The sequence below is a fragment of the Streptomyces sp. NPDC020490 genome, assembly GCF_044335305.1.
Taxonomy (GTDB): domain Bacteria; phylum Actinomycetota; class Actinomycetes; order Streptomycetales; family Streptomycetaceae; genus Streptomyces.
In genome coordinates this window covers 86,397-108,572 of sequence record NZ_JBIRUY010000021.1, presented here as the reverse complement: position 1 = coordinate 108,572, position 22,176 = coordinate 86,397, and the positions used below count along the sequence as shown (strand labels likewise).

22 protein-coding genes are annotated in these 22,176 nt (G+C 74.1%); 11 read left to right on the top strand and 11 right to left on the bottom strand.

The window, feature by feature from the left end; translation table 11 throughout:
* Positions 1 to 4: 4 nt before the first annotated feature.
* Positions 5 to 733, bottom strand: a complete 729-nt coding sequence (locus ACH4ZX_RS22350) for a ZIP family metal transporter (protein ID WP_398275385.1) — start codon at positions 731 to 733, stop codon at positions 5 to 7.
* A gap of 108 nt (positions 734 to 841) precedes the next feature.
* Here ACH4ZX_RS22350 and cobM point away from each other — a divergent pair, with 108 nt between their 5' ends.
* From cobM to cobC, 6 genes are read left to right on the top strand one after another with little or no spacing between them, the layout of a single operon-like run.
* A complete protein-coding gene (cobM, locus tag ACH4ZX_RS22345; protein ID WP_398275382.1) occupies positions 842 to 1,660 on the top strand; it encodes a precorrin-4 C(11)-methyltransferase in 819 nt (272 codons plus the stop codon).
* On the top strand, positions 1,657 to 2,898 hold the full coding sequence (gene cbiE, locus ACH4ZX_RS22340) for a precorrin-6y C5,15-methyltransferase (decarboxylating) subunit CbiE (protein WP_398275379.1): 1,242 nt from the start codon (positions 1,657 to 1,659) through the stop codon (positions 2,896 to 2,898). Before cobM ends, cbiE begins: the two co-directional genes overlap by 4 nt.
* Positions 2,895 to 4,565 carry a precorrin-3B C(17)-methyltransferase gene (gene cobJ, locus ACH4ZX_RS22335; RefSeq protein WP_398275376.1) on the top strand — a complete coding sequence of 557 codons (1,671 nt, stop codon included), beginning with the start codon at positions 2,895 to 2,897 and terminating at the stop codon, positions 4,563 to 4,565. The genes cbiE and cobJ overlap by 4 nt, the downstream gene beginning before the upstream one ends.
* On the top strand, positions 4,562 to 5,161 hold the full coding sequence (locus ACH4ZX_RS22330) for a precorrin-8X methylmutase (protein ID WP_398275373.1): 600 nt from the start codon (positions 4,562 to 4,564) through the stop codon (positions 5,159 to 5,161). Before cobJ ends, ACH4ZX_RS22330 begins: the two co-directional genes overlap by 4 nt.
* Entirely contained in the window at positions 5,158 to 6,099 is a 942-nt protein-coding gene (locus tag ACH4ZX_RS22325; RefSeq protein WP_398275370.1) for a sirohydrochlorin chelatase, read from the top strand. The genes ACH4ZX_RS22330 and ACH4ZX_RS22325 overlap by 4 nt, the downstream gene beginning before the upstream one ends.
* Positions 6,089 to 7,156, top strand: coding sequence for an Rv2231c family pyridoxal phosphate-dependent protein CobC (cobC, locus tag ACH4ZX_RS22320; RefSeq protein WP_398275367.1), 1,068 nt, complete (start codon positions 6,089 to 6,091; stop codon positions 7,154 to 7,156). Before ACH4ZX_RS22325 ends, cobC begins: the two co-directional genes overlap by 11 nt.
* 390 nt (positions 7,157 to 7,546) lie before the next feature.
* Here the strand turns inward: cobC and ACH4ZX_RS22315 are convergent, their stop codons facing one another.
* The 5 genes from ACH4ZX_RS22315 to ACH4ZX_RS22295 form a co-directional block, all read right to left on the bottom strand.
* A complete protein-coding gene (locus ACH4ZX_RS22315; protein ID WP_398275364.1) occupies positions 7,547 to 8,449 on the bottom strand; it encodes an SCO1860 family LAETG-anchored protein in 903 nt (300 codons plus the stop codon).
* A 157-nt stretch (positions 8,450 to 8,606) separates the two neighbouring features.
* On the bottom strand, positions 8,607 to 9,698 hold the full coding sequence (locus ACH4ZX_RS22310) for an amidohydrolase family protein (protein WP_398275361.1): 1,092 nt from the start codon (positions 9,696 to 9,698) through the stop codon (positions 8,607 to 8,609).
* 21 nt (positions 9,699 to 9,719) lie between these two features.
* Complete coding sequence (locus tag ACH4ZX_RS22305) at positions 9,720 to 10,514, bottom strand: amino acid ABC transporter ATP-binding protein (protein ID WP_398275358.1); 795 nt, start codon at positions 10,512 to 10,514, stop codon at positions 9,720 to 9,722.
* Positions 10,511 to 11,350 (bottom strand): amino acid ABC transporter permease, encoded by an 840-nt coding sequence (locus tag ACH4ZX_RS22300; protein ID WP_398275355.1) that lies wholly within the window; start codon positions 11,348 to 11,350, stop codon positions 10,511 to 10,513. The genes ACH4ZX_RS22305 and ACH4ZX_RS22300 overlap by 4 nt, the downstream gene beginning before the upstream one ends.
* Positions 11,347 to 12,198 (bottom strand): ABC transporter substrate-binding protein, encoded by an 852-nt coding sequence (locus tag ACH4ZX_RS22295; RefSeq protein ID WP_398275352.1) that lies wholly within the window; start codon positions 12,196 to 12,198, stop codon positions 11,347 to 11,349. The genes ACH4ZX_RS22300 and ACH4ZX_RS22295 overlap by 4 nt, the downstream gene beginning before the upstream one ends.
* Positions 12,199 to 12,382: 184 nt before the next feature.
* On the opposite strand from ACH4ZX_RS22295, the gene ACH4ZX_RS22290 reads away from it, so the two are divergent.
* The 5 genes from ACH4ZX_RS22290 (at position 12,383) to thpD (ending at position 17,072) form a co-directional block, all read left to right on the top strand.
* The gene (locus ACH4ZX_RS22290; RefSeq protein WP_398275349.1) at positions 12,383 to 13,516 is read left to right on the top strand and encodes a pyridoxal-phosphate-dependent aminotransferase family protein; all 1,134 of its coding nucleotides are present in this window, start codon (positions 12,383 to 12,385) and stop codon (positions 13,514 to 13,516) included.
* A gap of 296 nt (positions 13,517 to 13,812) precedes the next feature.
* On the top strand, positions 13,813 to 14,319 hold the full coding sequence (ectA, locus tag ACH4ZX_RS22285) for a diaminobutyrate acetyltransferase (protein WP_398275346.1): 507 nt from the start codon (positions 13,813 to 13,815) through the stop codon (positions 14,317 to 14,319).
* A 112-nt stretch (positions 14,320 to 14,431) separates the two neighbouring features.
* Positions 14,432 to 15,703 carry a diaminobutyrate--2-oxoglutarate transaminase gene (gene ectB, locus ACH4ZX_RS22280; protein ID WP_398275343.1) on the top strand — a complete coding sequence of 424 codons (1,272 nt, stop codon included), beginning with the start codon at positions 14,432 to 14,434 and terminating at the stop codon, positions 15,701 to 15,703.
* A gap of 64 nt (positions 15,704 to 15,767) precedes the next feature.
* On the top strand, positions 15,768 to 16,172 hold the full coding sequence (locus ACH4ZX_RS22275) for an ectoine synthase (RefSeq protein WP_398275340.1): 405 nt from the start codon (positions 15,768 to 15,770) through the stop codon (positions 16,170 to 16,172).
* Between the two features lie 6 nt (positions 16,173 to 16,178).
* Positions 16,179 to 17,072, top strand: a complete 894-nt coding sequence (gene thpD / locus ACH4ZX_RS22270; protein ID WP_398275337.1) for an ectoine hydroxylase — start codon at positions 16,179 to 16,181, stop codon at positions 17,070 to 17,072.
* 80 nt (positions 17,073 to 17,152) lie between these two features.
* Here thpD and ACH4ZX_RS22265 read toward each other — a convergent pair whose 3' ends face one another.
* From ACH4ZX_RS22265 to ACH4ZX_RS22245, 5 genes are all read right to left on the bottom strand, one after another.
* The gene (locus ACH4ZX_RS22265) at positions 17,153 to 18,205 is read right to left on the bottom strand and encodes an aminotransferase class V-fold PLP-dependent enzyme (RefSeq protein ID WP_398275334.1); all 1,053 of its coding nucleotides are present in this window, start codon (positions 18,203 to 18,205) and stop codon (positions 17,153 to 17,155) included.
* Positions 18,206 to 18,274: 69 nt separating this feature from the next.
* Positions 18,275 to 18,943, bottom strand: coding sequence for a DsbA family oxidoreductase (locus tag ACH4ZX_RS22260; protein ID WP_398275331.1), 669 nt, complete (start codon positions 18,941 to 18,943; stop codon positions 18,275 to 18,277).
* Positions 18,944 to 19,017: 74 nt separating this feature from the next.
* Complete coding sequence (locus tag ACH4ZX_RS22255) at positions 19,018 to 19,524, bottom strand: GNAT family N-acetyltransferase (RefSeq protein WP_398275328.1); 507 nt, start codon at positions 19,522 to 19,524, stop codon at positions 19,018 to 19,020.
* 391 nt (positions 19,525 to 19,915) lie between these two features.
* Complete coding sequence (locus ACH4ZX_RS22250) at positions 19,916 to 20,524, bottom strand: DUF1349 domain-containing protein (RefSeq protein WP_398275326.1); 609 nt, start codon at positions 20,522 to 20,524, stop codon at positions 19,916 to 19,918.
* Positions 20,525 to 20,571: 47 nt separating this feature from the next.
* Complete coding sequence (locus ACH4ZX_RS22245) at positions 20,572 to 22,101, bottom strand: aldehyde dehydrogenase (NADP(+)) (protein WP_398275324.1); 1,530 nt, start codon at positions 22,099 to 22,101, stop codon at positions 20,572 to 20,574.
* Positions 22,102 to 22,176: the final 75 nt, after the last annotated feature.

The following is a 22,176-nucleotide window of genomic DNA, read 5'->3' as shown; positions in this document are numbered from 1 at the left end:
CAGTTCACGCGGCGATGCCGACCACCAGCCAGATGAACGCCGCGCCCGCGACCGTGCACAGCACGGTCGAGCGGGCGGGGTGCTCGTGGTGCGCCTCGGGGAGGATCTCGGCCGCCGCGAGGTAGAGCAGTACGCCGCCGAAGAGGCCGAGGTAGCCGCCGAGCAGCGTCTCGGGGATGGTGAGGAAGGCGGTGGAGGCCGCGCCGGCGACGGGCGCCGCCGCGTCCGCGAACAGCATGGTCAGGGCCTTGCGGCGGGCGTTGCCGTACAGGCTGGTGATCGTGTACGTGTTGAAGCCGTCGGCGAAGTCGTGGGCGATGACGGCGAGCGCGACGGCCAGGCCCATGCCGCCGCCGACCTGGAAGGCCGCGCCGATCGCCAGGCCGTCCATGGCGCTGTGGCCGACCATCGCCGCGGCCGCGGTCAGGCCCACCTCGGGCGTCCGGTGGGCGTGCTCCTCGGCGCCGTGCGCGGCCTTGCGCGTGGCCAGCAGGCGTTCCACGAGGTGGGCCAGCAGGAACCCGGCGACGAACAGCAGCAGGGCCGCCGGGACGCCGAACACCTCCCGGTCCGCCGCCCTCAGCGCCTCCGGCAGCAGGTCCAGGCCGACCACGCCGAGCATCAGGCCCCCGGCCAGGCCCAGCACCAGGTGGCGACGGTCGGTCACGCGCTGTGCCGTCCATCCGCCGACCAGCGTCATCAGGAACGCGCCGAGCGCGACGAAGACCGCCATGGGGCCTTGTTATCCGATCGGCGCCCCTTCGCGCACATCCGACGACCGATCACGTACTGAATGCCTGATTCCTGAATGCCTGATTCCTGTAGGAGAGGACCGATCCCCATGGCCGATGCCCCCGCCGGCAAGGTGACCTTCGTCGGTGCCGGCCCCGGCGCCGCCGACCTGCTGACGTTCCGTGCCGCGCGCGCCATCGCCGAGGCCGACGTCGTGATCTGGGCGGCCAGCCTGGTGCAGGCGGAGGTCCTCGGGCACGCGCGCGAGGACGCGGAGATCCTCGACTCGGCGACGATGTCGCTGGAGGACGTCGTCGCCGTCTACGAGCGCGCCCACCGGGACGGGCTGCGGGTCGCCCGCATCCACTCCGGCGACCCGGCGCTGTGGGGTGGCACCCAGGAACAGCTCGACCGGTGCGCCCGGATCGGCATCGCGACGGAGGTCGTGCCCGGGGTGTCGGCGTTCTCCGCGGTCGCCGCGCTCGCGCAGCGGGAGCTGACCATCCCGGAGGTCGCCCAGTCCGTCGTGCTCACCCGGCTGGGCGGCGGCAAGACGCCGATGCCGCCCGGCGAGGAGGTGCGCGAGTTCGCGCGGCACGGCACCACGATGGCGGTCTTCCTGTCGGCGGCGCGCAGCGGGCAGCTGGTACGGGAGCTGCTGGAGGGCGGATACCCCACCGACACGCCCGTCGTCGTCGCCTACCAGGCGACCTGGCCGGAGGAACTGCTCGTGCGGTGCACGATCGGCACGCTGGAGGAGACGGTCAAGGAGCACAAGCTCTGGAAGCACACCCTGTTCCTGGTCGGCCCGGCCCTCGACGCGCACGGCACGCGCTCGCACCTGTACCACCCCGGTCACTTCCACGGCTTCCGCAAGGCCGACCCGGAGGCCCGCAAGGCCCTGCGCGCGCGGGGTGCGAGCACGTGATCACCGTCGTCGGCACGGGGACCGGGGCGCCGGTGCCGCCGGACGTGCTGGCCGGGGCCCGGCTGGTGGTCGGCGGGCGGCGGCATCTGGAGTCCGCGCCGGTGCCAGCCGGCGCCGAGCAGGTGGTGCTCGGTCCGCTGGCGCCGGCCATGGATGCCGTCGAACGGCAGCTGGGCGAGGGCGGCCGGGTCGTCGTGCTGGCCTCCGGCGATCCCGGGTTCTTCGGGATCGTGCGGGCGCTGGCCGAACGGTTCGGGGCGGAGCGGCTGGACGTGCGGGCCGGGGTGTCCTCGGTCGCCGCCGCGTTCGCCCGCGTCGGGCTGCCGTGGGACGACGCCGTGGTGGTCTCCGCGCACGGGCGGGCGCTGCGGACGGCGGTCAACGTGTGCCGGGCGCGGCCGAAGGTCGCCGTGCTGACGGGGCCGGGCAGCGGGCCCGCGGAGCTGGGGGCCGCGCTGCGGTCCGAGCCGCGGGTCCTCGTGGTGGCGTCGGCGCTCGGCTCCGCGGAGGAGCGGGTGGAGCGGGTGACGCCCGCCGAGGCCGCCGCCCGGGACTGGGGCGACGCGGTCAGTGTGGTGCTGTGCCTGGACGAGGCGCGGGCGCTCGGCGGGGTGCGCACGGTCGCCGGGGCGCCGGCCGGGCCCGCCGGGTGGGCGCTGGAGGAGTCCGCGTTCGCCCACCGCGACTCGATGATCACCAAGTTCGAGGTGCGGGCGCTGGCGCTGGCCCGGCTCGGGCCCCGGCTCGGCGACCTGGTCTGGGACGTCGGCGCGGGCTCCGGCTCGGTGGCGGTGGAGTGCGCGCGGCTCGGCGCGGCCGTCACCGCGGTCGAGAAGACCCGGGACGGCGTCGAGCGGATCCGCGCCAATGCGGCCGCGCACGGCGTGGACGTACGGGCCGTGCACGGGTCGGCGCCCGGCGTGCTGGACGGCCTCGATTCCCCGCACGACCCCGACGCCGTGTTCGTCGGCGGCGGCGGGCGGGACCTGCCCGCCGTGGTCACCGCGTGCGCGCGGCGCGCCCGGCGGACGGTGGTGGTGGCGATGGCCGCGCTCGACCGGGTGCCGGCCGCCCGCGAGGCGCTCACCGGCGCCGGGCTCGACTGCGACGGGGTGCTGTTGCAGTCGTCGCGGCTGGCGCCGCTGCCGGGGGATGTGACCCGGCTGGCGGCGGCCAATCCCGTGTTCCTGCTGTGGGGTGTCAGAACCCCGTTCTCTCGTGAAGGAGTTGCTCTGTGATCGGCCTCATTTCCGCCACCGCGGCGGGGGCGGCGGCACGCGACCGGCTGGCCGCGGCGTGGCCGGACCGCACGCGCGTGTACGAGGGTCCCGTCGGGGACGCCGTACGGGCCGCGTTCGCGGAGTGCGAGCAGCTCGTGTGCTTCCTCGCCACGGGCGCCGTGGTGCGGCTGGTGGCGCCGCTGCTGGACGACAAGCGGACCGACCCGGGCGTGGTGTGCGTCGACGAGGGCGGCCGGTTCGCCGTGCCGCTGGTCGGCGGCCACGGCGGCGGCGCCAACGAACTCGCCCGAGCGGTCGGGGAGTTGCTGGGCGCCGAGCCGGTGGTGACGACGGCGACGGACGCGGTGGGGCTGCCGGGCCTCGACACGCTCGGCCTGCCCTGCGAGGGCGCCGTGGCGGCGGTCTCCCGCGCCCTGCTCGACGGCGAGCCGGTCGTGCTGGAGGCGGAGGTGCCGTGGCCGCTGCCCGCGCTGCCGACGGCGGCGCACGGCTCGTACACCGTCCGGCTGACGGACCGGGCCGTGTCGGCGGGCGAGCGTGAGGTGCTGCTGCGGCCGCCGTCCCTGGTGGTCGGCGTGGGCGCGTCGAAGGGCGCACCGGCCGAGGAGGTGCTCGGGCTGGTCGAGGAGGCGCTGCGGGAGGCGGGGCTGTCCGCGCGCAGCGTCGCGGAACTCGCCACCGTCGACGCGAAGGCCGGCGAACCCGGCATCGTCGCGGCGGCCGGACGGCTCGGGGTGCCGCTGGTGACGTACCCCGCCGGGGAGCTGGCGGCCGTCGACGTGCCCAACCCGTCCGCCGCGCCGCTGGCCGCCGTCGGCACGCCGTCCGTCGCGGAGGCGGCGGCCCTGCTGGGGGGCGGTGAACTCCTCGTCCCCAAGCGGAAGTCGGCGATGGCGACGTGTGCCGTGGTACGGCGTCCGGGACGCGGCCGGCTCGCGGTGGTCGGGCTCGGTCCCGGCGCCCGGGACCTGCTCACCCCGCGCGCGAAGGCCGAACTGCGGCGCGCGTCGGTGCTCGTCGGGCTCGACCAGTACGTCGACCAGATCCGCGACCTGTTGCGGCCCGGCACCCGGATCCTGGCGTCCGGGCTCGGCGCCGAGGAGGAGCGGGCCCGCACGGCCGTCGCCGAGGCCCGCGAGGGGCGGGCCGTCGCGCTGATCGGCAGCGGGGACGCCGGCGTGTACGCCATGGCCTCCCCCGCGCTCGCCGAGGCGTCCGACGACATCGACGTGGTCGGTGTGCCGGGGGTGACGGCGGCGCTGGCGGCCGCGGCGATCCTGGGCGCGCCGCTCGGCCACGACCACGTGTCGATCAGCCTGTCCGACCTGCACACGCCGTGGGAGGTCATCGAGCGGCGGGTGCGCGCGGCGGCCGAGGCGGACCTCGTGGTCACCTTCTACAACCCCCGTTCCCGCGGCCGTGACTGGCAGTTGCCGAAGGCGCTGGCGATCCTCTCCGGACACCGGGAGCCGGCCACCCCGGTGGGCGTCGTGCGCAACGCCTCCCGGCCGGACGAGGCCGGCCGGGTGACCACGCTGGCCGGACTGGACCCGGCGACGGTCGACATGATGACGGTCGTGACCGTGGGCAACACCGCGACCCGTGAGATCGCCGGGCGCATGGTGACGCCGCGCGGCTACCGCTGGCAGGAGGAGGCGCAGTGAACCGGGCGACCCGGGTGGTGCACCCCATCGAGCAGGAGTCCTTCCGGCGGCTGCGCGCCCGTCTGGACACCTCGCACTTCCCGCCGCTGACCCGGGCGGTCGTGGAGCGGGTGATCCACTCCGCGGCCGACCTCGACTACGCGGCCGACCTCGTGATGGACGAGGACGAACTGACCGCGGCGCACGCCGCGCTGCACGCCGGGGCGCCCGTCGTGGTGGACGTGGAGATGGTCGCGGCCGGGATCACCCGGCGGGAGACCGTCTGCCGGCTGAAGGACGCGAAGGCCGGCGAGGGGCTGACGCGTTCGGCGCACGCGGTGCGGCTGGCCTACGAGCAGGTCGGCCCGGGGGCCCTGTGGGTGATCGGCTGCGCGCCGACCGCCCTGGAGGAACTGCTGACGCTGGACGCGTCCCCCGCGCTCGTCATCGGCCTGCCCGTCGGCTTCGTCGGCGCGGCCGAGTCCAAGGCCGCGCTGCGCGCGAGCGGGCTGCCCGCCGTGAGCAACGTGTCCGAGAAGGGCGGGTCGGCGGTCGCCGCGGCCGCGCTGAACGCCCTGCTGTACCAACCCGTTCCGCTTTCCGAGGAGACATCGTGACCACCCCGCCGCCCGCCCTGCTCATCGCCGGACACGGCACCCGGGACGACGCCGGTGCCGAGGCGTTCCGTGACTTCGTGCGGCAGTTGGGCCGCCGCCACCCCGAACTGCCCGTCGCCGGCGGCTTCATCGAGCTGTCCCCGCCGCCGCTCGGCGACGCGGTCGCCGAGCTGGTGGAGCGGGGCGTGCGCCGCTTCGCCGCCGTGCCGCTGATGCTGGTGTCCGCCGGGCACGCCAAGGGCGACATCCCGGCGGCGCTGGCCCGCGAGAAGGAACGGCACCCGGGGATCTCGTACACCTACGGCCGTCCGCTGGGCCCGCACCCGGCGCTGCTGAACGTGCTGGAGCGCCGGCTGGAGGAGGCGCTGGGCGCGGCCGGGGACCCGTCCGGCGACCACCCGTCCGGCGACCGGTCGGACGTGACGGTGCTGCTGGTCGGGCGCGGCTCGACCGACCCCGACGCGAACGCCGAGGTGTTCAAGGCGGCGCGGCTGCTGTGGGAGGGCCGCGGGTACGCCGGGGTGGAGACGGCGTTCGTGTCGCTGGCCGCGCCGGACGTGCCGAGCGGCCTCGACCGGTGCGCGAAACTGGGCGCGCGGCGGATCGTCGTGCTGCCGTACTTCCTGTTCACGGGGATCCTGCCGGACCGGGTGCGGCAGCAGACCGAGCAGTGGGCGGCCGCGCACCCGGAGCTGGAGGTGCGTTCGGCGGACGTCATCGGCCCCGAACCGGAGCTGCTCGACCTGGTGATGGAGCGGTACGAGGAGGCCGTCAAGGGCGATCTGCGGATGAACTGCGACAGTTGCGTGTACCGCATCGCGCTGCCCGGCTTCGAGGACAAGGTGGGCGCGCCGCAGCAGCCGCACTTCCACCCGGACGACGACGGCCACCATCACCACCACGGGCACCACCACGGCGGACACGCCCATGCCCACTGAGGACGCCGCCGGACCGGACCTGCGCCACCACGGGGACGCCGAGGTCCGCGACGACGGCTCGGCGCTGGTGGACCTGGCCGTGAACGTCCGGACCGGCACGCCGCCCGTCTGGCTGCGCGAGCACATCGCCCGGTCCCTGGACGGGCTGGCCGCCTATCCCGACGGGCGGGCCGCGCGGGCGGCGGTGGCGGCGCGGCACGGACTGCCGCCGGACCGGGTGCTGCTGACGGCCGGCGCGGCGGAGGCGTTCGTGCTGCTGGCGCGGGCACTGAAGGTGCGCCGGCCGGTGGTGGTGCATCCGCAGTTCACGGAGCCGGAGGCGGCGCTGCGGGACGCGGGCCACACGGTCGACCGGGTGCTGCTGCGGGCGGCGGACGGGTTCCGGCTGGACGCCGGCGCGGTTCCGGAGGACGCCGACCTGGTGGTGATCGGCAACCCGACGAACCCGACGTCGGTGCTGCACCCGGCCGGGTCGGTCGCCGCGCTCGCCCGTCCCGGGCGGACGCTGGTGGTGGACGAGGCGTTCATGGACGCGGTGCCGGGCGAGCGGGAGGCCCTGGCCGGGCGGACCGACGTGCCGGGGCTCGTCGTGCTGCGGAGCCTGACGAAGACGTGGGGTCTTGCGGGGCTGCGGATCGGGTACGTGCTGGCCGCCCCGGAGACCGTCGCCGAGCTGGAGCGCGCCCAGCCGCTGTGGCCGGTGTCCACGCCCGCGCTGGCCGCCGCCGAGGCCTGCGTCGGGCCGCGGGCGCTGGCGGAGGCGGCCCACGCGGCACACCGCGTCGCCGCCGACCGGGCCCATCTGGTGGCGGGGCTCCGCGCGTTCGCCTCGCGGGGACTGCGGGTGGCGGAGCCCGCCGAGGGCCCCTTCGTCCTGATCCGGCTGCCCCACGCCACCGAGGTGCGCCGACGGCTGCGCGAGCTGGGGTTCGCGGTGCGGCGCGGGGACACGTTCCCCGGGCTGGGCGACCAGTGGCTGCGGCTGGCGGTGCGGGACCGGCCGACGACCGACTCGTTCCTGCGAGCCCTGGAACGGGCGTTGCAGCGGGGCCTGTAACGAGCCCTGTGACGGACACCCCGGAACCGGGCGGCGACGCGGGAGGCCGGGGCGGCAGGCGCGCCGCCGACCGCGTGACGGCGCCCCTCCGGGCCGGGACCTCACGGACCCCGGGAGGGCCGGCTCGCACGCCGCCCGGCCGCCGTCACCCCGTCCGGGCAGGGTGACCGCCCCGCCCACGGCACCACCACGCGGCCCCGGGAAGCACGCACCCCCGGCCCCCTCCCGGCCGGCGCACCCGTACCCGCACCCGCACCCGCACCCGACACCACCGGAGCGGTCCGCTCCCGCGCCCGGCCACACGCCCCGGCCCGGGAAGCCGGGCCCGCCCCCCGGCCCAGGGCATCGGGCCCGCGCCCGCCGCCCGCGCCCCCGCGGGTCCCGGGGCGGTCAGCTCCTGCGTCGGCAGGCCAGTGCGAGGGCGCCGCCGCCCGCCGCGACCAGGACGAGCGCGCCGCCCGCGACGTACGGGGTCGCCGAACTGCCGCCGGTCTCGGCCAGCCCCGCCTCCTTGGCGGGCGCGCCCTGCGGCCTGATGTCACCGGCCGGGTCCGCGCTCTGGCGTGCGGGCGCGGGCGGGGCCTCGCAGGTCGCCTCCGCCAGGGTGAGCGTGCCCTCCACCTCGGCGACGTTGAGCTTCAGCGGGTTGACGGAGACCTTCAGCCGGAGGGCGGTCGCGGCCGCCGTGCGCGAGGTGGTCCGCTTCTGCGACAGGTCCAGGCGCACCTCGCCGACGCCGGGCACCTCGACGTTCGTCGGACCGGCGGGGGTGAGCGTGACCTTCTTGCCGAGGACCGTGACCGAGCCGAGCAGGCTCGCGGAGGCGATCGGCGCCTTCCCGGCCTCGCAGGTCGCCTTCGCGGTGACCTGCCGCACCTCGACGAGTGAGAGCAGCGGCAGGCCGGGCACGTGCAGCCTGGCGTGGGCGAGGGTGGTGGAGCCCTCGGCCCGGCCGGCGGTGACCGTCGCCTGCGCGTCCGCCACCTCCGCGCTCAGCACGCTGAACGGCTTCCCGCCGTTCACACCGTCCAGCCGGGCGGTCAGCGCGGTCTTCCGGGCGCTCTGCGGCGCCTCGACCTGGTTGAGGGAGACCGTGAGCGGGACGTGAACGGTCTTGTCGAGCAGGCCGACGTCGAGCCCGGTGCGCAGGACGACGGCGCTCGCGCGGCCGTGGTCGGCGGTCGCGTGGGCAGGGCCGGAGCCGGCCAGGGCCGCGGGACCGGCGGCCAGGGCGGTGACCGCCGTGACGGTGGCGAGCCGGCGCGCGGGCATGCGGAAGCTGTTGCCGTTCAAGGTGGTGGGACCCCCAGAAGAGACGAGCTCGGGACCCGGCAAGAATTACGCTCGTCGGGGTGAACTGGCTTCCCTACGGCACCAGTTCACCCCAACGAGCGTTCCCCGTGAACGCTTTCGATTACGGCCGGGACTCCCCCGCGGCCGGGCAGGGCGCTCAGCCGACGACCCGCCCCTCCAGCACCACCCGCCGCGGGGCCGCCAGCACGCGCACGTCCGCCCGTGGGTCGGCCTCGTACACCACGAGGTCGGCCGGCGCGCCCTCCTCCAGGCCGGGACGCCCGAGCCAGGCGCGCGCGCCCCAGGTCGTCGCGGACAGGGCCTGTACGGCCGGGATGCCGGCGGTGACCAGTTCCGCCACCTCGCCCGCCACCAGGCCGTGGGCGAGGTGACCGCCGGCGTCGGTGCCGACGTAGACGGGGATGCCGGCGTCGTAGGCGCCGCGCACCGTGTCGTAGCGGCGTTCGTACAGCCGGCGCATGTGGGCCGACCACTGCGGGTACCTCGCCTCGCCGCCCGCGGCGAGTTGCGGGAACGTCGCGATGTTGACCAGCGTCGGGACGATGGCGACGCCCCGCTCGGCGAACAGCGGGATCAGGTCGTCGGTGAGGCCGGTGGCGTGCTCGATGCAGTCGATGCCCGCCTCGACCAGGTCGCGCAGGGAGTTCTCGGCGAAGCAGTGGGCGGTGACGCGGGCGCCGAGCCGGTGGGCCTCGGCGATGGCGGCCCGGGCCGCGTCGGCCGGCCAGCTCGGGGCCAGGTCGCCGAGGTCGCGGTCGATCCAGTCGCCGACCAGCTTCACCCAGCCGTCGCCGCGGCGCGCCTCCCGCGCGACATGGGCGACCAGGTCGTCGGGCTCGATCTCCCAGGCGTAGCCGCGCATGTAGCGGCGGGTGCGGGCGATGTGCCGGCCCGCCCGGATGATCTTCGGGAGGTCGTCGCGGTCGTCGATCCAGCGGGTGTCGGAGGGCGAGCCGGCGTCGCGGATCAGCAGGGTGCCCGCGTCCCGGTCGGTCAGGGCCTGCTTCTCGGCCACGTCCTCGTCGACCGGGCCGTGCGGGCCGAGCCCGACGTGGCAGTGCGCGTCGACGAGGCCGGGCAGGGCCCAGCCCTCGACGCTGCGGACGTCGCGCGCCCCGGCGGGACGGTCGTAGGAGATCCGCCCGCCGACGACCCACAGCTCGTCGCGGACGTCGTCGGGCCCGGCCAGGACCCGGCCCTTCACGTGCAGCACCGCCTGATCGCTCATGCACGGCACTCTAGTGACCGGTCATCCGCCCGCACCCGCCTGGTCCGGGGTTCCCTCCTCCACGTCCGCCATCGCCGGGTCCAGCAGGCGGGAGAGGAAGTGGCGGGTGCGGTCGTGGCGGGGGCTGCCGATGACCTGGCCCGGCGTGCCGTCCTCGACGATCACGCCGCCGTCCATGAAGACGACCCGGTCGGCGACCTCGCGGGCGAAGGTCATCTCGTGGGTGACGACCATCATGGTCATGCCCTCGTCGGCGAGCATGCGCATCACCGCGAGCACGTCCCCGACCAGCTCGGGGTCGAGCGCCGAGGTCGGCTCGTCGAACAGCATCACCTCCGGTCCCATCGACAGCGCGCGGGCGATGGCCACGCGCTGCTGCTGGCCGCCGGAGAGGGAGGCGGGGTAGGCGCCGGCCTTCTCCGACAGGCCCACCCGCCGGAGGTTCTCGGCGGCCACCCGCGCGGCCGTGGCCTTGTCCCGCCGCAGCACCCGGCGCTGCGGCAGGGTGAGGTTCTCCGTGACGGTGAGGTGCGGGAAGAGGTTGAACTGCTGGAAGACCATGCCGATACGGCGGCGTGCGGCGTCGATGTCGACGTCGGGGTCGGTGAGTTCGACGCCGCCGACGAAGACCTGGCCGCGGGTGGGCTCCTCCAGCAGGTTGACGCAGCGCAGCAGGGTCGACTTGCCGGAGCCGGACGGTCCGATGACGCACACCACCTCGCCCCGGGCGATCTCCAGGTCGATGCCGCGCAGCACCTCGTTGTCGCCGAAGGACTTGTGCAGCCCCTGGAGGCGGATCTCTGCGGTACTGCTCACTTGACGGCCTCCTGGGCCTTCGCCTCCAGGCGGCGGACGACGAAGCCGAGCGGGATGGTCACCAGCAGGTAGCACAGGCCGGCGACGAGGATCGGCGTGGAGTTGGCGGTCGTACTGGCCAGGTCGCGGCCGTACTTGGACAGTTCGCGCTCCTCCAGGGTGACGCCGAGGAACAGCACCAGCGAGGAGTCCTTGAACAGCAGCACCAGTTCGTTGGTCAGCGGCGGGATGATGATGCGGAACGCCTGCGGGACGATGACGGAGACCATGGCCCGGGCGGGCGAGAAGCCCAGCGAACGGGCCGCCTCCATCTGGCCCTTGGGCACCGCCTGGATGCCCGCGCGGATCGTCTCGGCCATGTACGCGGCGGCCACCAGGCCCAGCGCGAGGGCGACCTTGCCGTACGTGCCGCCGACGATCTCCGTGCCGGGGAAGGCCAGCGGCACGGCGACGCCGATGAAGATGAAGATCAGCAGCGCGGGCAGGCCGCGGAAGATCTCGATGTAGACGCCGGCCAGCCAGCGGTAGGGGCCGACCGACGACAGCCGCATCAGCGCGACGACCATGCCGAGGGCCAGCCCGACGACGAAGCCGGACACCGTGTACAGGACGGTGTTCTTCAGCGCCAGCGTGATGATCTCGGGGAACATCTGCCGCGCGATGTCCTGCTGCGCGAACTGGTTGCGCAGCCGTCCCCAGTCGGCCGAGGCCGCGAAGGCGGCCACGGCGGCGACGAAGACGACGTACTGCGCACCGCGCGACAGACGGCGCTTCTGCCTCCGGGTCAGCCCCTTCCTGCGGGGCGGGGCCGGGGTGCGGAGGTCCGTGCCGGTCATGAGGCGGAGGGCGACGCGGCGGACGCGTCGTAGGGGCCGATCCACTTCTCGTACAGCTTCTTGTACGTGCCGTCGGCCTTCGCGTCCTCGATCGCCTTGTTGACGGCGGCGAGGAGCTTCGTGTTGCCCTTCTTCACCGTGAAGCCGTACTGCTCGCCGGTGTTGAGGTTGTCGACGACCTCGAAGGCGGCGGCGTTGGCCTTGTCCTTCAGCCAGCCCTGCACGACGGGGTAGTCGATGATGACGGCCTTGACCTGCCCGGTGCGCAGGCCGTTGAGGACGGCGTCGGAGGACTCGAAGGAGACCGGGTCGAAGCCCTTGCTCTTGGCGTAGTCCTCGCCGGTGGTCTGCGCCTGGGCGCCGAGCTTGACGCCCTTGGCCTTGACGTCGGCGAGCGAGCGGACGCCGCTGCCGCGGGCGGCGAGGACGGCCTGGGTGGCGTCGAAGTAGGGATCGGAGAAGTCGACGTTCTTCTTGCGCTCCTCGGTGATGGTCATGCCGGCCGCGGCCAGGTCGCACTGGCCGGAGTTGAGGAACGCGCCGGTCTTGAAGTTCTCGAACGGCGTGTCGACGATCTGCTGCTTCACGCCCAGGTCCTCGGCGACCAGGTCGACGAGGGAGACGTCGAAGCCCTGCACCTTGCCGTCGATCTCCGACTGGAACGGCGGGTACGGCAGGTGGGTGCAGGTGGTGAGCTGTCCGGCCTTCACCAGTTCGACCCCGCCGGCCGCGGTCCTGCCGCCGCTGCCGCCGCTGTCGCTCGAGGTGCAGCCGGCCACGAGGACCAGCCCGGCCGTCGCGGTGGTGGCGGCCAGAACGCGGATCCGGCGCCCGGGGACGGTGTTCACGGGGGACCTCCTGTGGGTGAACTGTGGGTTCCGATTATAAGGAGATCTTTGAGTATCTCAAATCAAATCCATGGTCGCGGGGCCATCCGGCCTAGGAAGTGCCGGTCAGGGGCGGTGCGGAGGCACCGATTACCCTCGACTTCGTCCACCGCGTCCGCCCCGTCGGCGAGAAGAGAGCACTGCCGTGACCCACCCCTTTCTGGACCTCGCGCCGCTGAGCGCCGCACGTTTCGCCTCCATCGAGGACCGCGTGGCACGGCTGCTCGGCACCGGCCAGGACGTCGTGATCACGCAGGGCGAGGCCCTGCTGCCCCTGGAGGGCGCGATCCGCGCGACGGCGGGGCCGGGGACGACCGCGCTGAACGTCATCACCGGCCCGTACGGGCAGACCTTCGGCGACTGGCTGCGGGACTGCGGCGCCACGGTCGTCGACCTGGCGGTGCCCTTCCACACGGCCGTGCACGCCGAGCAGGTCCGGGAGGCCTTCGAGGCGCATCCGGAGATCGACTTCGTGTCCCTGGTGCACGCGGAGGCGGCGACCGGCAACACCAACCCGGTCGCGGAGATCGGCGAGGTGGTGCGGGAGCGGGGCGCGCTGTTCTACCTGGACGCCGTCGCGTCGGTCGGCGCGGAGCCGGTGCTGCCGGACGCTTGGGGCGTGGACCTGTGCGTCATCGGGGCGCAGAAGGCGATGGGCGGGCCGGCCGGCGTCTCGGCGGTGTCGGTGAGCGCGCGGGCGTGGGCGCGGATGGCCGCGAACCCGCGGGCCCCGCGCCGGTCGTACCTGTCACTGCTGGACTGGAAGGAGCGCTGGATCGACGGCGGGCGCAAGGCGCTGCTGCACGCCCCGGCGCAGCTGGAGATGCTCGCGCTGGAGGCGTGCCTGGAGCGGATCGAGGCGTCGGGCCTGGAGACGGTGACGGCCCGGCACGCGTCGGCCGCCGCCGCGGCCCGGGCGGGCGCCCTCGCGATGGGCGGCGGGCTCGAGCCGTACGTGCACCAGGCCCGGGAGGCGGCGCCGGTCGCCACCACGCTGCGGGCGCCCGCGGAGACGGTCGCCTCGGAGCTGGTGGCGCGCGCCCTGGAGACCGACCCCGCGCTGCCGCTGGCCGCGGGCGGGGGCGCGCTGGCCAAGGAGATGATCCGGGTCAACCACTACGGGCCGGACGCGTCCGTGGCGACGGTACGGCGCTGTCTGGCGGCGCTCGGCACCGCGCTGGCGGAGCGGGGCCTGCCGGTGGACACGGAGGCGGCGGACCGGGCGGCGCAGGGTGCGGTATCGCGTCAGCAGGATCAGCAGCACCTAATTCAGGGATAATTCACGAGTTTATCCGGGAGCAGTTTCCCTTCGTCTTCTGCCCGCTTTCTTTCGGCCTAAACGCGAAGATTCCGCGAACGCCGACCGGCGTGATCCGAGCAGATTCCGTGGGGGTCGCATGGGTGTGACGCGTTACACAACCCGACCGATTTGTCACTGTTCATGGCGATCAAAACGGTGCATTCAGGGCGACTCCCCCGCAGCCGCACGCGCCGCGCGCGATAACACAGGACCCCTGCGCAGGTAACCCCCTCGCGCGATGCATTTTTGGAATTCCCTCGGTAAGTTCAATTTGCATGACTGCCGCACAAGCAGAACTGCAAATAGACCGTCCGTCGGTCACGGACGGCGCCGCGCTGTGGCGTATCGCGAAGGATTCGAAGACCCTCGACGTCAACTCGTCCTACAGCTATCTGCTGTGGTGCCGTGACTTCGCCGGCACCACGGCCGTGGCCCGCGACGAGCACGGGGAACCGGTCGGCTTCGTCACCGGCTACGTACGGCCGGACCGTCCGCGCACCCTGCTGGTCTGGCAGGTGGCGGTGGACGAGGCGTACCGCGGGCGGGGGCTCGCGGCCGCGCTGCTCGACGCCCTGGCGGCGCGGGCCGTCACGGAGCACGGGCTGACCGCGCTCGAGACGACCATCACCCCGGGCAACACCGCCTCCGAGCGCCTGTTCGCCTCGTTCGCCGAGCGGCACGGCGCACGGGTGGAGCGCGAGGTGCTGTTCGGCGCGGACCTGTTCCCCGACGGTCCGCACGAGGCCGAGGTCCTCCACCGCATCGGCCCCCTCTCCCACTGACGCCGCCACTCCCCCGCACCCCCGCACCCCCACGCCCCCACGCCCCCACGCCCCCAGCACTCCCGCACACACTCCCCACGCACTCCCCCCACGCCACGAGGAGCGATTCGCCGTGACCATCACCCAGCCCGACCTGAGCGTCTTCGAGACCGTCGAGTCCGAGGTGCGCAGCTACTGCCGCGGCTGGCCCACCGTCTTCGACCGCGCGCAGGGCAGCCGCATGTACGACGAGGACGGCCACGAGTACCTGGACTTCTTCGCCGGCGCCGGCTCGCTGAACTACGGGCACAACAACCCGGTCCTGAAACGGGCGCTGATCGACTACCTGGAGCGCGACGGCGTCACCCACGGGCTCGACATGTCGACCACCGCCAAGCGCGCCTTCCTGGAGTCCTTCCAGAACCTGGTGCTCAGGCCGCGCGACCTGCCGTACAAGGTCATGTTCCCGGGGCCGACCGGCACCAACGCCGTGGAGTCGGCGCTGAAGCTGGCGCGGAAGGTGAAGGGCCGCGAGGCGATCGTGTCGTTCACCAACGCCTTCCACGGCATGTCGCTGGGCTCGCTCGCGGTCACCGGGAACGCCTTCAAGCGGGCCGGGGCCGGCGTCCCGCTGGTGCACGGCACGCCGATGCCGTTCGACAACTACTTCGACGGGCAGGTCCCGGACTTCCTGTGGTTCGAGCGGCTGCTGGAGGACCAGGGCTCCGGGCTCGACAAGCCCGCCGCGGTCATCGTCGAGACCGTGCAGGGCGAGGGCGGCATCAACGTCGCGCGCCCCGAGTGGCTGCGCGCGCTCGCCGGGCTGTGCGAGCGGCAGGACATGCTGCTGATCGTCGACGACATCCAGATGGGCTGCGGCCGCACCGGCGCCTTCTTCTCCTTCGAGGAGGCGGGGATCGTGCCGGACGTCGTCACCGTGTCCAAGTCGATCAGCGGCTACGGCCTGCCGATGTCGCTGTGCCTGTTCAAGCCGGAGCTGGACATCTGGGAGCCGGGCGAGCACAACGGCACCTTCCGCGGCAACAACCCCGCGTTCGTGACGGCCACCGCCGCCCTGGAGGCGTACTGGGCGGACGGCTCCGCGATGGAGAAGCAGACCCGGACCCGCGGCGAACAGGTCGAGCGGGGACTGATCGCCGTCGCCGAGGAGAACCTCGCCGACGTCAAGGAGTACCGGGGCCGCGGGCTGGTGTGGGGCCTGGAGTTGCACGACAAGGGGCGCGCGGAGAAGGTCGCGCGGCGCGCGTTCGAACTCGGGCTGCTGATCGAGACGTCCGGCCCGGAGAGCGAGGTCGTCAAGCTGCTCCCGGCGCTCACCGTCAGCCCCGACGAACTGGACGAGGGCCTGAGCGTCCTCGCCCGGTCGGTCCGCGAGACCGCCTGACCGTCCGGCCCGTTCCGGCCGTTCCGACCGTTCCGGTCACCCACCTAGGAGGCATCGCAGCACCGTGATCGTCCGTTCGTTCAAGGACATCGAAGGCACCGACCGGCATGTGAGGGCCGCGTCCGGCACCTGGGAGAGCAAGCGCATCGTCCTCGCCAGGGAGAGGGTCGGCTTCTCCCTGCACGAGACGATCCTGTACGCCGGGACCGAGACGTCGATGTGGTACGCCAACCACATCGAGGCCGTCGTCTGCACCAGGGGCGAGGCCGAACTCACCGACCACGAGACCGGGAGGACGTACACGATCACTCCCGGCACCATGTACCTCCTCGACGGCCACGAGCGGCACACGCTGAAGGTCAGGGAGGACTTCCACTGCCTCTGCGTGTTCGACCCGCCCGTCACCGGCCGGGAGGACCACGACGAGAACGGCGTGTACCCGCTGCTCACCGAGCCCGAGGAGGTGTGAGGAGCCATGACCACCGCCACCGTGAAGGACCTCTACCCGACGCGCGGCACCGGCGAGGTGACCGTCCCGCGCCAGGACCCGGTCGTCTGGGGCTCCCCGGACACGCCGGGGCCGATCTCCACCACCGACCTCCAGGAGTACGAACGCGACGGCTTCCTCACCGTCGACCGGCTCATCACCCCGGACGAGGTGGAGGTCTGCCGGCGTGAGCTGGAGCGGCTGGTCTCCGACCCGGCGGTGCGCGCCGACGAGCGGTCCGTCGTCGAGCCGAGGTCGAAGGAGATCCGGTCCGTCTTCGAAGTGCACCGGATCAGCGAGGTGTTCGCGAACCTGGTGCGCGACGAGCGGGTCGTCGGGCGGGCGCGGCAGATCCTCGGCTCGGACGTGTACGTCCACCAGTCGCGGATCAACGTCAAGCCCGGTTTCGGGGCGAGCGGCTTCTACTGGCACTCGGACTTCGAGACCTGGCACGCCGAGGACGGCCTGCCGAACATGCGGACGGTGTCGGTCTCGATCGCGCTGACCGAGAACCACGACACCAACGGCGGGCTCATGATCATGCCGGGCTCGCACAGGACGTTCCTGGGCTGTGCCGGGGCCACGCCCGAGGACAACTACAGGAAGTCGCTGCGGATGCAGGACGCGGGCACGCCGTCCGACGAGGCACTGACCGCGCTGGCCTCGCGGTACGGCATCCGGCTGTTCACCGGCACGGCGGGCTCGGCGACCTGGTTCGACTGCAACTGCATGCACGGGTCCGGCGACAACATCACGCCGTTCCCGCGCAGCAACGTCTTCATCGTGTTCAACAGCGTGGAGAACGCGGCCGTCGAGCCGTTCGCGGCGCCCGTGCGGCGGCCGGAGTTCATCGGCGCGCGGGACTTCACACCCGTGAGGTGACCCGCACACCGGTGAGGTGACCCGCACACCGGTGAGGTGCCCCGCCCCCGCGCCGCCGGCACCCCCGCCGCCGCGGCCGGTCAGCCGGACAGGACGTCCAGCAGCCGGTCGACGTCGGCGGGGGTGTTGTACAGGTGGAAGGAGGCCCGCAGGTTGCCCGCGCGGTCGGAGACCTCGATGCCCGCGTCGCTCAACCCGGGCTGCCGGTGGCCGAGTCCGGGCACCGACACGATCGCCGAGCCGGGCGCCGGGAGCGGTTCGTGGCCCAGTGCGGCCAGTCCCGCGCGGAAGCGGTCGGCGAGGGCGAGGTCGTGGGCGCGTACGGTGTCCACGCCGAGTTCCTCGATCAGCTCCAGGGAGCGGCGCAGCCCGGCGAACGTGAACAGGGCCGGGCTGAGGTCGAACCGCCGTGCGGAGCGGGCGAGTTCGGTCACCGGCCCGTAGCAGCTCTGCCAGGGTTCCTCGCCCGCGACCCATCCGGCCAGGACCGGCGTCAGCCCGCCGAAGTCCTCCGGGACGACGAGGAAGGCCGCCCCGTGCGGGCCGAGCAGCCACTTGTAGGAGACCGTGGCCGCGAAGTCGTGGGCGCCGGCCTCCACCGGAAGCCAGCCGGCGGTCTGGGAGAAGTCGACGTACGTACGGGCCCCGTGCCGCCGGGCCGCCTCGCGCAGCGCGGGCAGGTCGGCGACCCGGCCGTCGGCGGACTGGGCGGCGCTGACCGCGACGAGCGCGGTGCCCGGCCGGACGGACTCGGCGATCCGCTCCAGCGGGACGGTGCGCACCTTCAGGTCGCCGCGCACGTGGAACGGGTTCAGCACGGAGGTGAAGTCGTCCTCGGCGGTGAGGACTTCGGCGCCGGCCGGCAGCGACGCGGCGATCACCCCGGTGTGCGCGGCCACCGACGCCCCGGCCGCCACCCGGCCGGCCGGGACACCGGCCAGCCGGGCGAAGGCGGCGCGGGCCCCCTCCACGTCCGCGTGCAGCGGGCCCAGCGGCCGGCCCTCGGCGCGCAGCAGCGCCGCCTCGTGCAGCGCGGCCACGGTACGGGCGGGCAGCAGTCCGTTGCTCGCGGTGTTCAGGTAGGTGTTCTTCGGGGCGAACTCGGAACGGACGAGGCTCTCGAAGGTCTCCATGGGTCCACTCTGAGCCCCGCGCAGCCCGCCGTCCATGGCGGTTTTCCGTGTGACCGCCCCAAGCGGTGCTTATGAATGCGCTCCGGCCTGCGTCTTTTCGTGCTCGGCCCAGGCCTGGGCCAGCGCCTGCGCGAAGACCTCGGCGGGCTGGGCGCCGGAGACGCCGTACCGCCGGTCGAGGACGAAGAAGGGGACGCCGGTCGCGCCGAGCTGCGCGGCCTCGCGCTCGTCGGCGCGGACGGCGTCGGCGTAGGCGTCCGGGTCGGCGAGCACCCGGCGGGCGTAGCCGGCGTCCAGACCGGCGGCGACGGCGAGTTCCACCAGCCGCTCGTCGTCGGCGTAGACGGAGCGCTCCTCGGCGAAGTTGGCGGTGTAGAGGATCTGCAGCAGTTCGCCCTGCCTGCCGTGCTCCTCGGCGAGGTGCAGCAGGCGGTGCATGTCGAAGGTGCTGCCGTGGTCGCGGCCCCGGGTGCGGTAGGCCAGGCCCTCGGCGGCGGCCTGTGCGGCCAGGTTCTCCTCACCGGCCTGCGCCTGCGCCTCGCTCATGCCGTACTTCTTCGTCAGCATCGTGAGAACGGGCTGGACGTCGTCCTTGGCGCGGCCCGGGTCCAGTTCGAAGGACCGGTGCACCACTTCGACCCGGTCGCGGTGCGGGAAGTCCGCGAGCGCCCTCTCGAAGCGGGCCTTGCCCACGTAGCACCAGGGGCAGGCGATGTCGCTCCAGATCTCGACGCGCATGGTTCGGCTTCCTGTCGGTTCGCACGGTACGGAGACTCCCTCCGCCGCATGCGTGAACGTTCAACCAGCCGAGGTCATTCCCCGGCCACGGTGAGGCGCAGGAGCAGGTGGTGGTCGTCCTCGGCCGGGGGCTGCCGGGGGTCCGGGGCCCAGCCCCGGCCGGCGTAGAAGGCCTGGGCGCGCAGGTTGCCGACGTGCACGGCGAGCACGGCCGTCCGTCTGCCGTCGGCCTGCCACTCCTCGACGCAGGCCCTGTGCAGGGCGGTTCCGACGCCCCGGCCCCAGTGGCCGGGGTCGGTGTGCAGCTGCAGCAGCTCGACGGGCTCCGCGGACGCGCCCTGCGGGGTGCGGAAGGAGGCGATGCCCACCAGGCGGCCGTCGAGCACCGCGCACAGCACGCGGCGGTCGGCGCGCCCGATGGCCTCCGCCCACCTGGCGGGCCAGTCGGTTCCGTCGTCGGGCAGGCCGTCCGGGTAGTAGGTCGACCGGGCGCGGGCGTGCAGCGCGGCGACGGCGGCGGCCTCGGCGGGCAGGGCGGTCCTGACCACCGGGGGGTCGACGGTCCGGTGTGTTCTGGTCACGCAGCGGAGGACGTGCCCGGCGCGAGCGCGGTTCCCTGCCGGACCGGGCGCGGCAGTTCCCCGGCGCGTTCGCCGCGCCGGCGCGGCAGCCGCTGCGGGGGCTGCCCCGCCCCCGGCGTGGCGGCGGGTGAGGGTGCGCAGGGAGACGCCCGCGTGCCGGGGCGGTGAGGGTGCGCGGCTTGCCGAGGTGGCGCGTGGCCCAGCCGCGGGGGCCGCGCGAGCGGTGCCCGCCCGGGCGGCAGCGGGGTGTGGGTGAACCGGGTCTGCCCCCGGGGCGTACTGGCGCCATGAGGGCCGGGCGCGCGGCCTCCCGGCGACCGCGACGGCGTGGTCGCCGGGAGGCGGCTGAGCCCGGGGGCCGGCGCAGCATTGCCGGCGGTGACCGGGACGCTCAGCTTCCGTCCCGCAGGTCGCGCGGCCAGCTGGGCCGGAACTCTATGTGGTCGTAGGTCACCACGCAGCCCTCGCCCATCGGCGACTGCGCCAGGAAGCCGACCAGGGCCGCGCCCGTCTCCTTCTCGCCGCCCAGCGTGAACAGCCGGACGAAGGTCCAGCGTTCGCCGTCGCGGGAGGCGTGGAAGGCGAGCGCGCGGCCGGTGCGGCTCACCCGGAGCCACACCGAACTGCCGTGCACGGTGAAGGAGTTCGCGTCGTCGGAGTGGCCGCGGGTGACCACCGTGCACACCGTGGGCACGTCCGGGGAGTACTCCAGGCAGAGCTTGGCCCAGGCCCGTTCGCCGACGTGGACGTAGAGCGCGCCCGCGTCGAAGGCGCCGGCGAAGCCGACCGTGACCCGCGCGATCAGCTGGAAGTCGCCCTCCGGCGCCCCGAGCAGCCGGGGCGCGTCGGAGGCGGGGTCCAGCGCCTCGCCGGTGGGCGGTACGAACCGGTCCTGCCGGGCACCGGCCCAGCCGGTGAGGACCCCGTCCTCGTAGGACCAGTGGCCGTCGGGGCCGTAGGTGCGCAGCGGGAAGGGCAGGGGCGGCAGTTCGACGTCCATCCGGCGAGTGTGCCAGGCGGGTGACGGCGCGGGCCCGGCGGGGGTGCTCAGTGCTCGAGGCGGCCGTTGAAGCGGCGGGGCAGGCCCAGCGGGTTGTCGTCCCGCAGCTCCGGCGGCAGCAGCGCCTCGGGAGCGCCCTGGTAGGCCACCGGCCGCATCCACCGCTCGATGGCCGTGCCACCCACGGACGTCGACGTGGAGGTCGTCGCCGGGTAGGGGCCGCCGTGGTGCTGGGCCGGGGCGACCGCGACTCCGGTCGGCCACCCGTTGACCAGCACCCGGCCCGCGATCGGCGTCAGCTCCGCCAGGATCTCCGCGCCGCGTCCCTCGCCCGCGGCCTCCTCGGCGGACAGGTGGACGGTGGCGGTGAGGTTGCCGGGCAGCCGCGACAGCACCTCGCGCACGTCGGCCTCGTCCTCGTAGCGGGCCACCACGGTGACCGGTCCGAAGCACTCCTCCAGGAGCACGTCGTAGGCGCCCTCCTCGGCCAGCTTGTCCGCCGACACCACCAGGAAGCCCGCGCTCACGGTGTGCTCGCTGCCCGCGCCGGGCGTCACCGGGGACTCCACCTCGGGCAGCGCGCTGCGCTCGGCGATGCCGGCGAGGAAGTTGTCCCGCATCCGGTGGTCGAGGAGGACACCGGCGTCGGTGTCGCTCACGGCGTCGGTGAGCGACTTCAGGAATCGGTCGCCCGCCGCGCCGGACGGCGCCAGCACCAGACCCGGCTTGACGCAGAACTGCCCGACGCCGAGTGTCATCGACCCGGCGAGGCCCGCGCCGATGGCCTCCGCCCGCTCGGCCGCGGCGGCCTCGGTGACGACGACCGGGTTCAGCGAGCCCAGCTCGCCGTGGAACGGGATCGGCACCGGCCGCGCCGCCGCCGCGTCGAACAGCGCCCGGCCGCCCCGGACGGAGCCGGTGAAGCCCGCGGCGGCCACCAGCGGGTGCTTGACCAGCTCGACGCCCGCCTCGAAGCCGTGCACCAGGCCGAGCACCCCGTCCGGGATGCCGTGCGCGGCGGCCGCCCGGCGCAGCACCTTGGCGACCAGCTCGGACAGGGCGGGGTGGTCCGGGTGGGCCTTGACGACGACCGGGCAGCCGGCCGCGAGGGCGCTCGCGGTGTCGCCGCCGGCGACGGAGAAGGCGAAGGGGAAGTTGGACGCGGAGTAGACCGCGACGACGCCGAGCGGCACCTTGTAGCGGCGCAGGTCGGGGATCGGCGGGGTGGCGGTGTCGTCGGGGTGGTTGATGATCACGTCGAGGAAGGCGCCCTCGTCGACGATGTCCGCGAAGGCCCTCAGCTGGTAGCAGGTGCGGGCGAGTTCGCCGGTGAGCCGGACCGGGCCGAGCGCGCTCTCGGCGTCGGCGGTCTCCACGAGCCCGTCCTTGGCCGCCTCCAGCTGCTCGGCGGCGGTGCGCAGGAAGGCGGAGCGCACGGCGCGGTCGGCGAGGGCCCCGCGGGCGGCGTGCGCGGCGCGGACGGCGGCGTCCACCTCCTGGGCTGTGGCCTCCACCGCAACCTGCTCGCGCTGCTTCCCGGTACGGGGGTCGACACTCCAGACTGGTGCTGCTGCCACCGCGGTCCCTCCACGTATCTCCTGCGCCGTATCGCCGCAGTTTCTGGGTCATCCACCAGGGTGTTCGATATGCTG

Coding starts and splice junctions, on each gene's coding strand:
- ACH4ZX_RS22350 (WP_398275385.1), bottom strand. CDS start 733: ATGGCGGTCTTCGTCGCGCTCGGCGCGTTCCTGATGACGCTGGTCGGC.
- cobM (WP_398275382.1), top strand. CDS start 842: ATGGCCGATGCCCCCGCCGGCAAGGTGACCTTCGTCGGTGCCGGCCCC.
- cobC (WP_398275367.1), top strand. CDS start 6,089: ATGCCCACTGAGGACGCCGCCGGACCGGACCTGCGCCACCACGGGGAC.
- ACH4ZX_RS22310 (WP_398275361.1), bottom strand. CDS start 9,698: ATGAGCGATCAGGCGGTGCTGCACGTGAAGGGCCGGGTCCTGGCCGGG.
- ACH4ZX_RS22300 (WP_398275355.1), bottom strand. CDS start 11,350: ATGACCGGCACGGACCTCCGCACCCCGGCCCCGCCCCGCAGGAAGGGG.
- ectA (WP_398275346.1), top strand. CDS start 13,813: ATGACTGCCGCACAAGCAGAACTGCAAATAGACCGTCCGTCGGTCACG.
- thpD (WP_398275337.1), top strand. CDS start 16,179: ATGACCACCGCCACCGTGAAGGACCTCTACCCGACGCGCGGCACCGGC.
- ACH4ZX_RS22265 (WP_398275334.1), bottom strand. CDS start 18,205: ATGGAGACCTTCGAGAGCCTCGTCCGTTCCGAGTTCGCCCCGAAGAAC.
- ACH4ZX_RS22260 (WP_398275331.1), bottom strand. CDS start 18,943: ATGCGCGTCGAGATCTGGAGCGACATCGCCTGCCCCTGGTGCTACGTG.
- ACH4ZX_RS22250 (WP_398275326.1), bottom strand. CDS start 20,524: ATGGACGTCGAACTGCCGCCCCTGCCCTTCCCGCTGCGCACCTACGGC.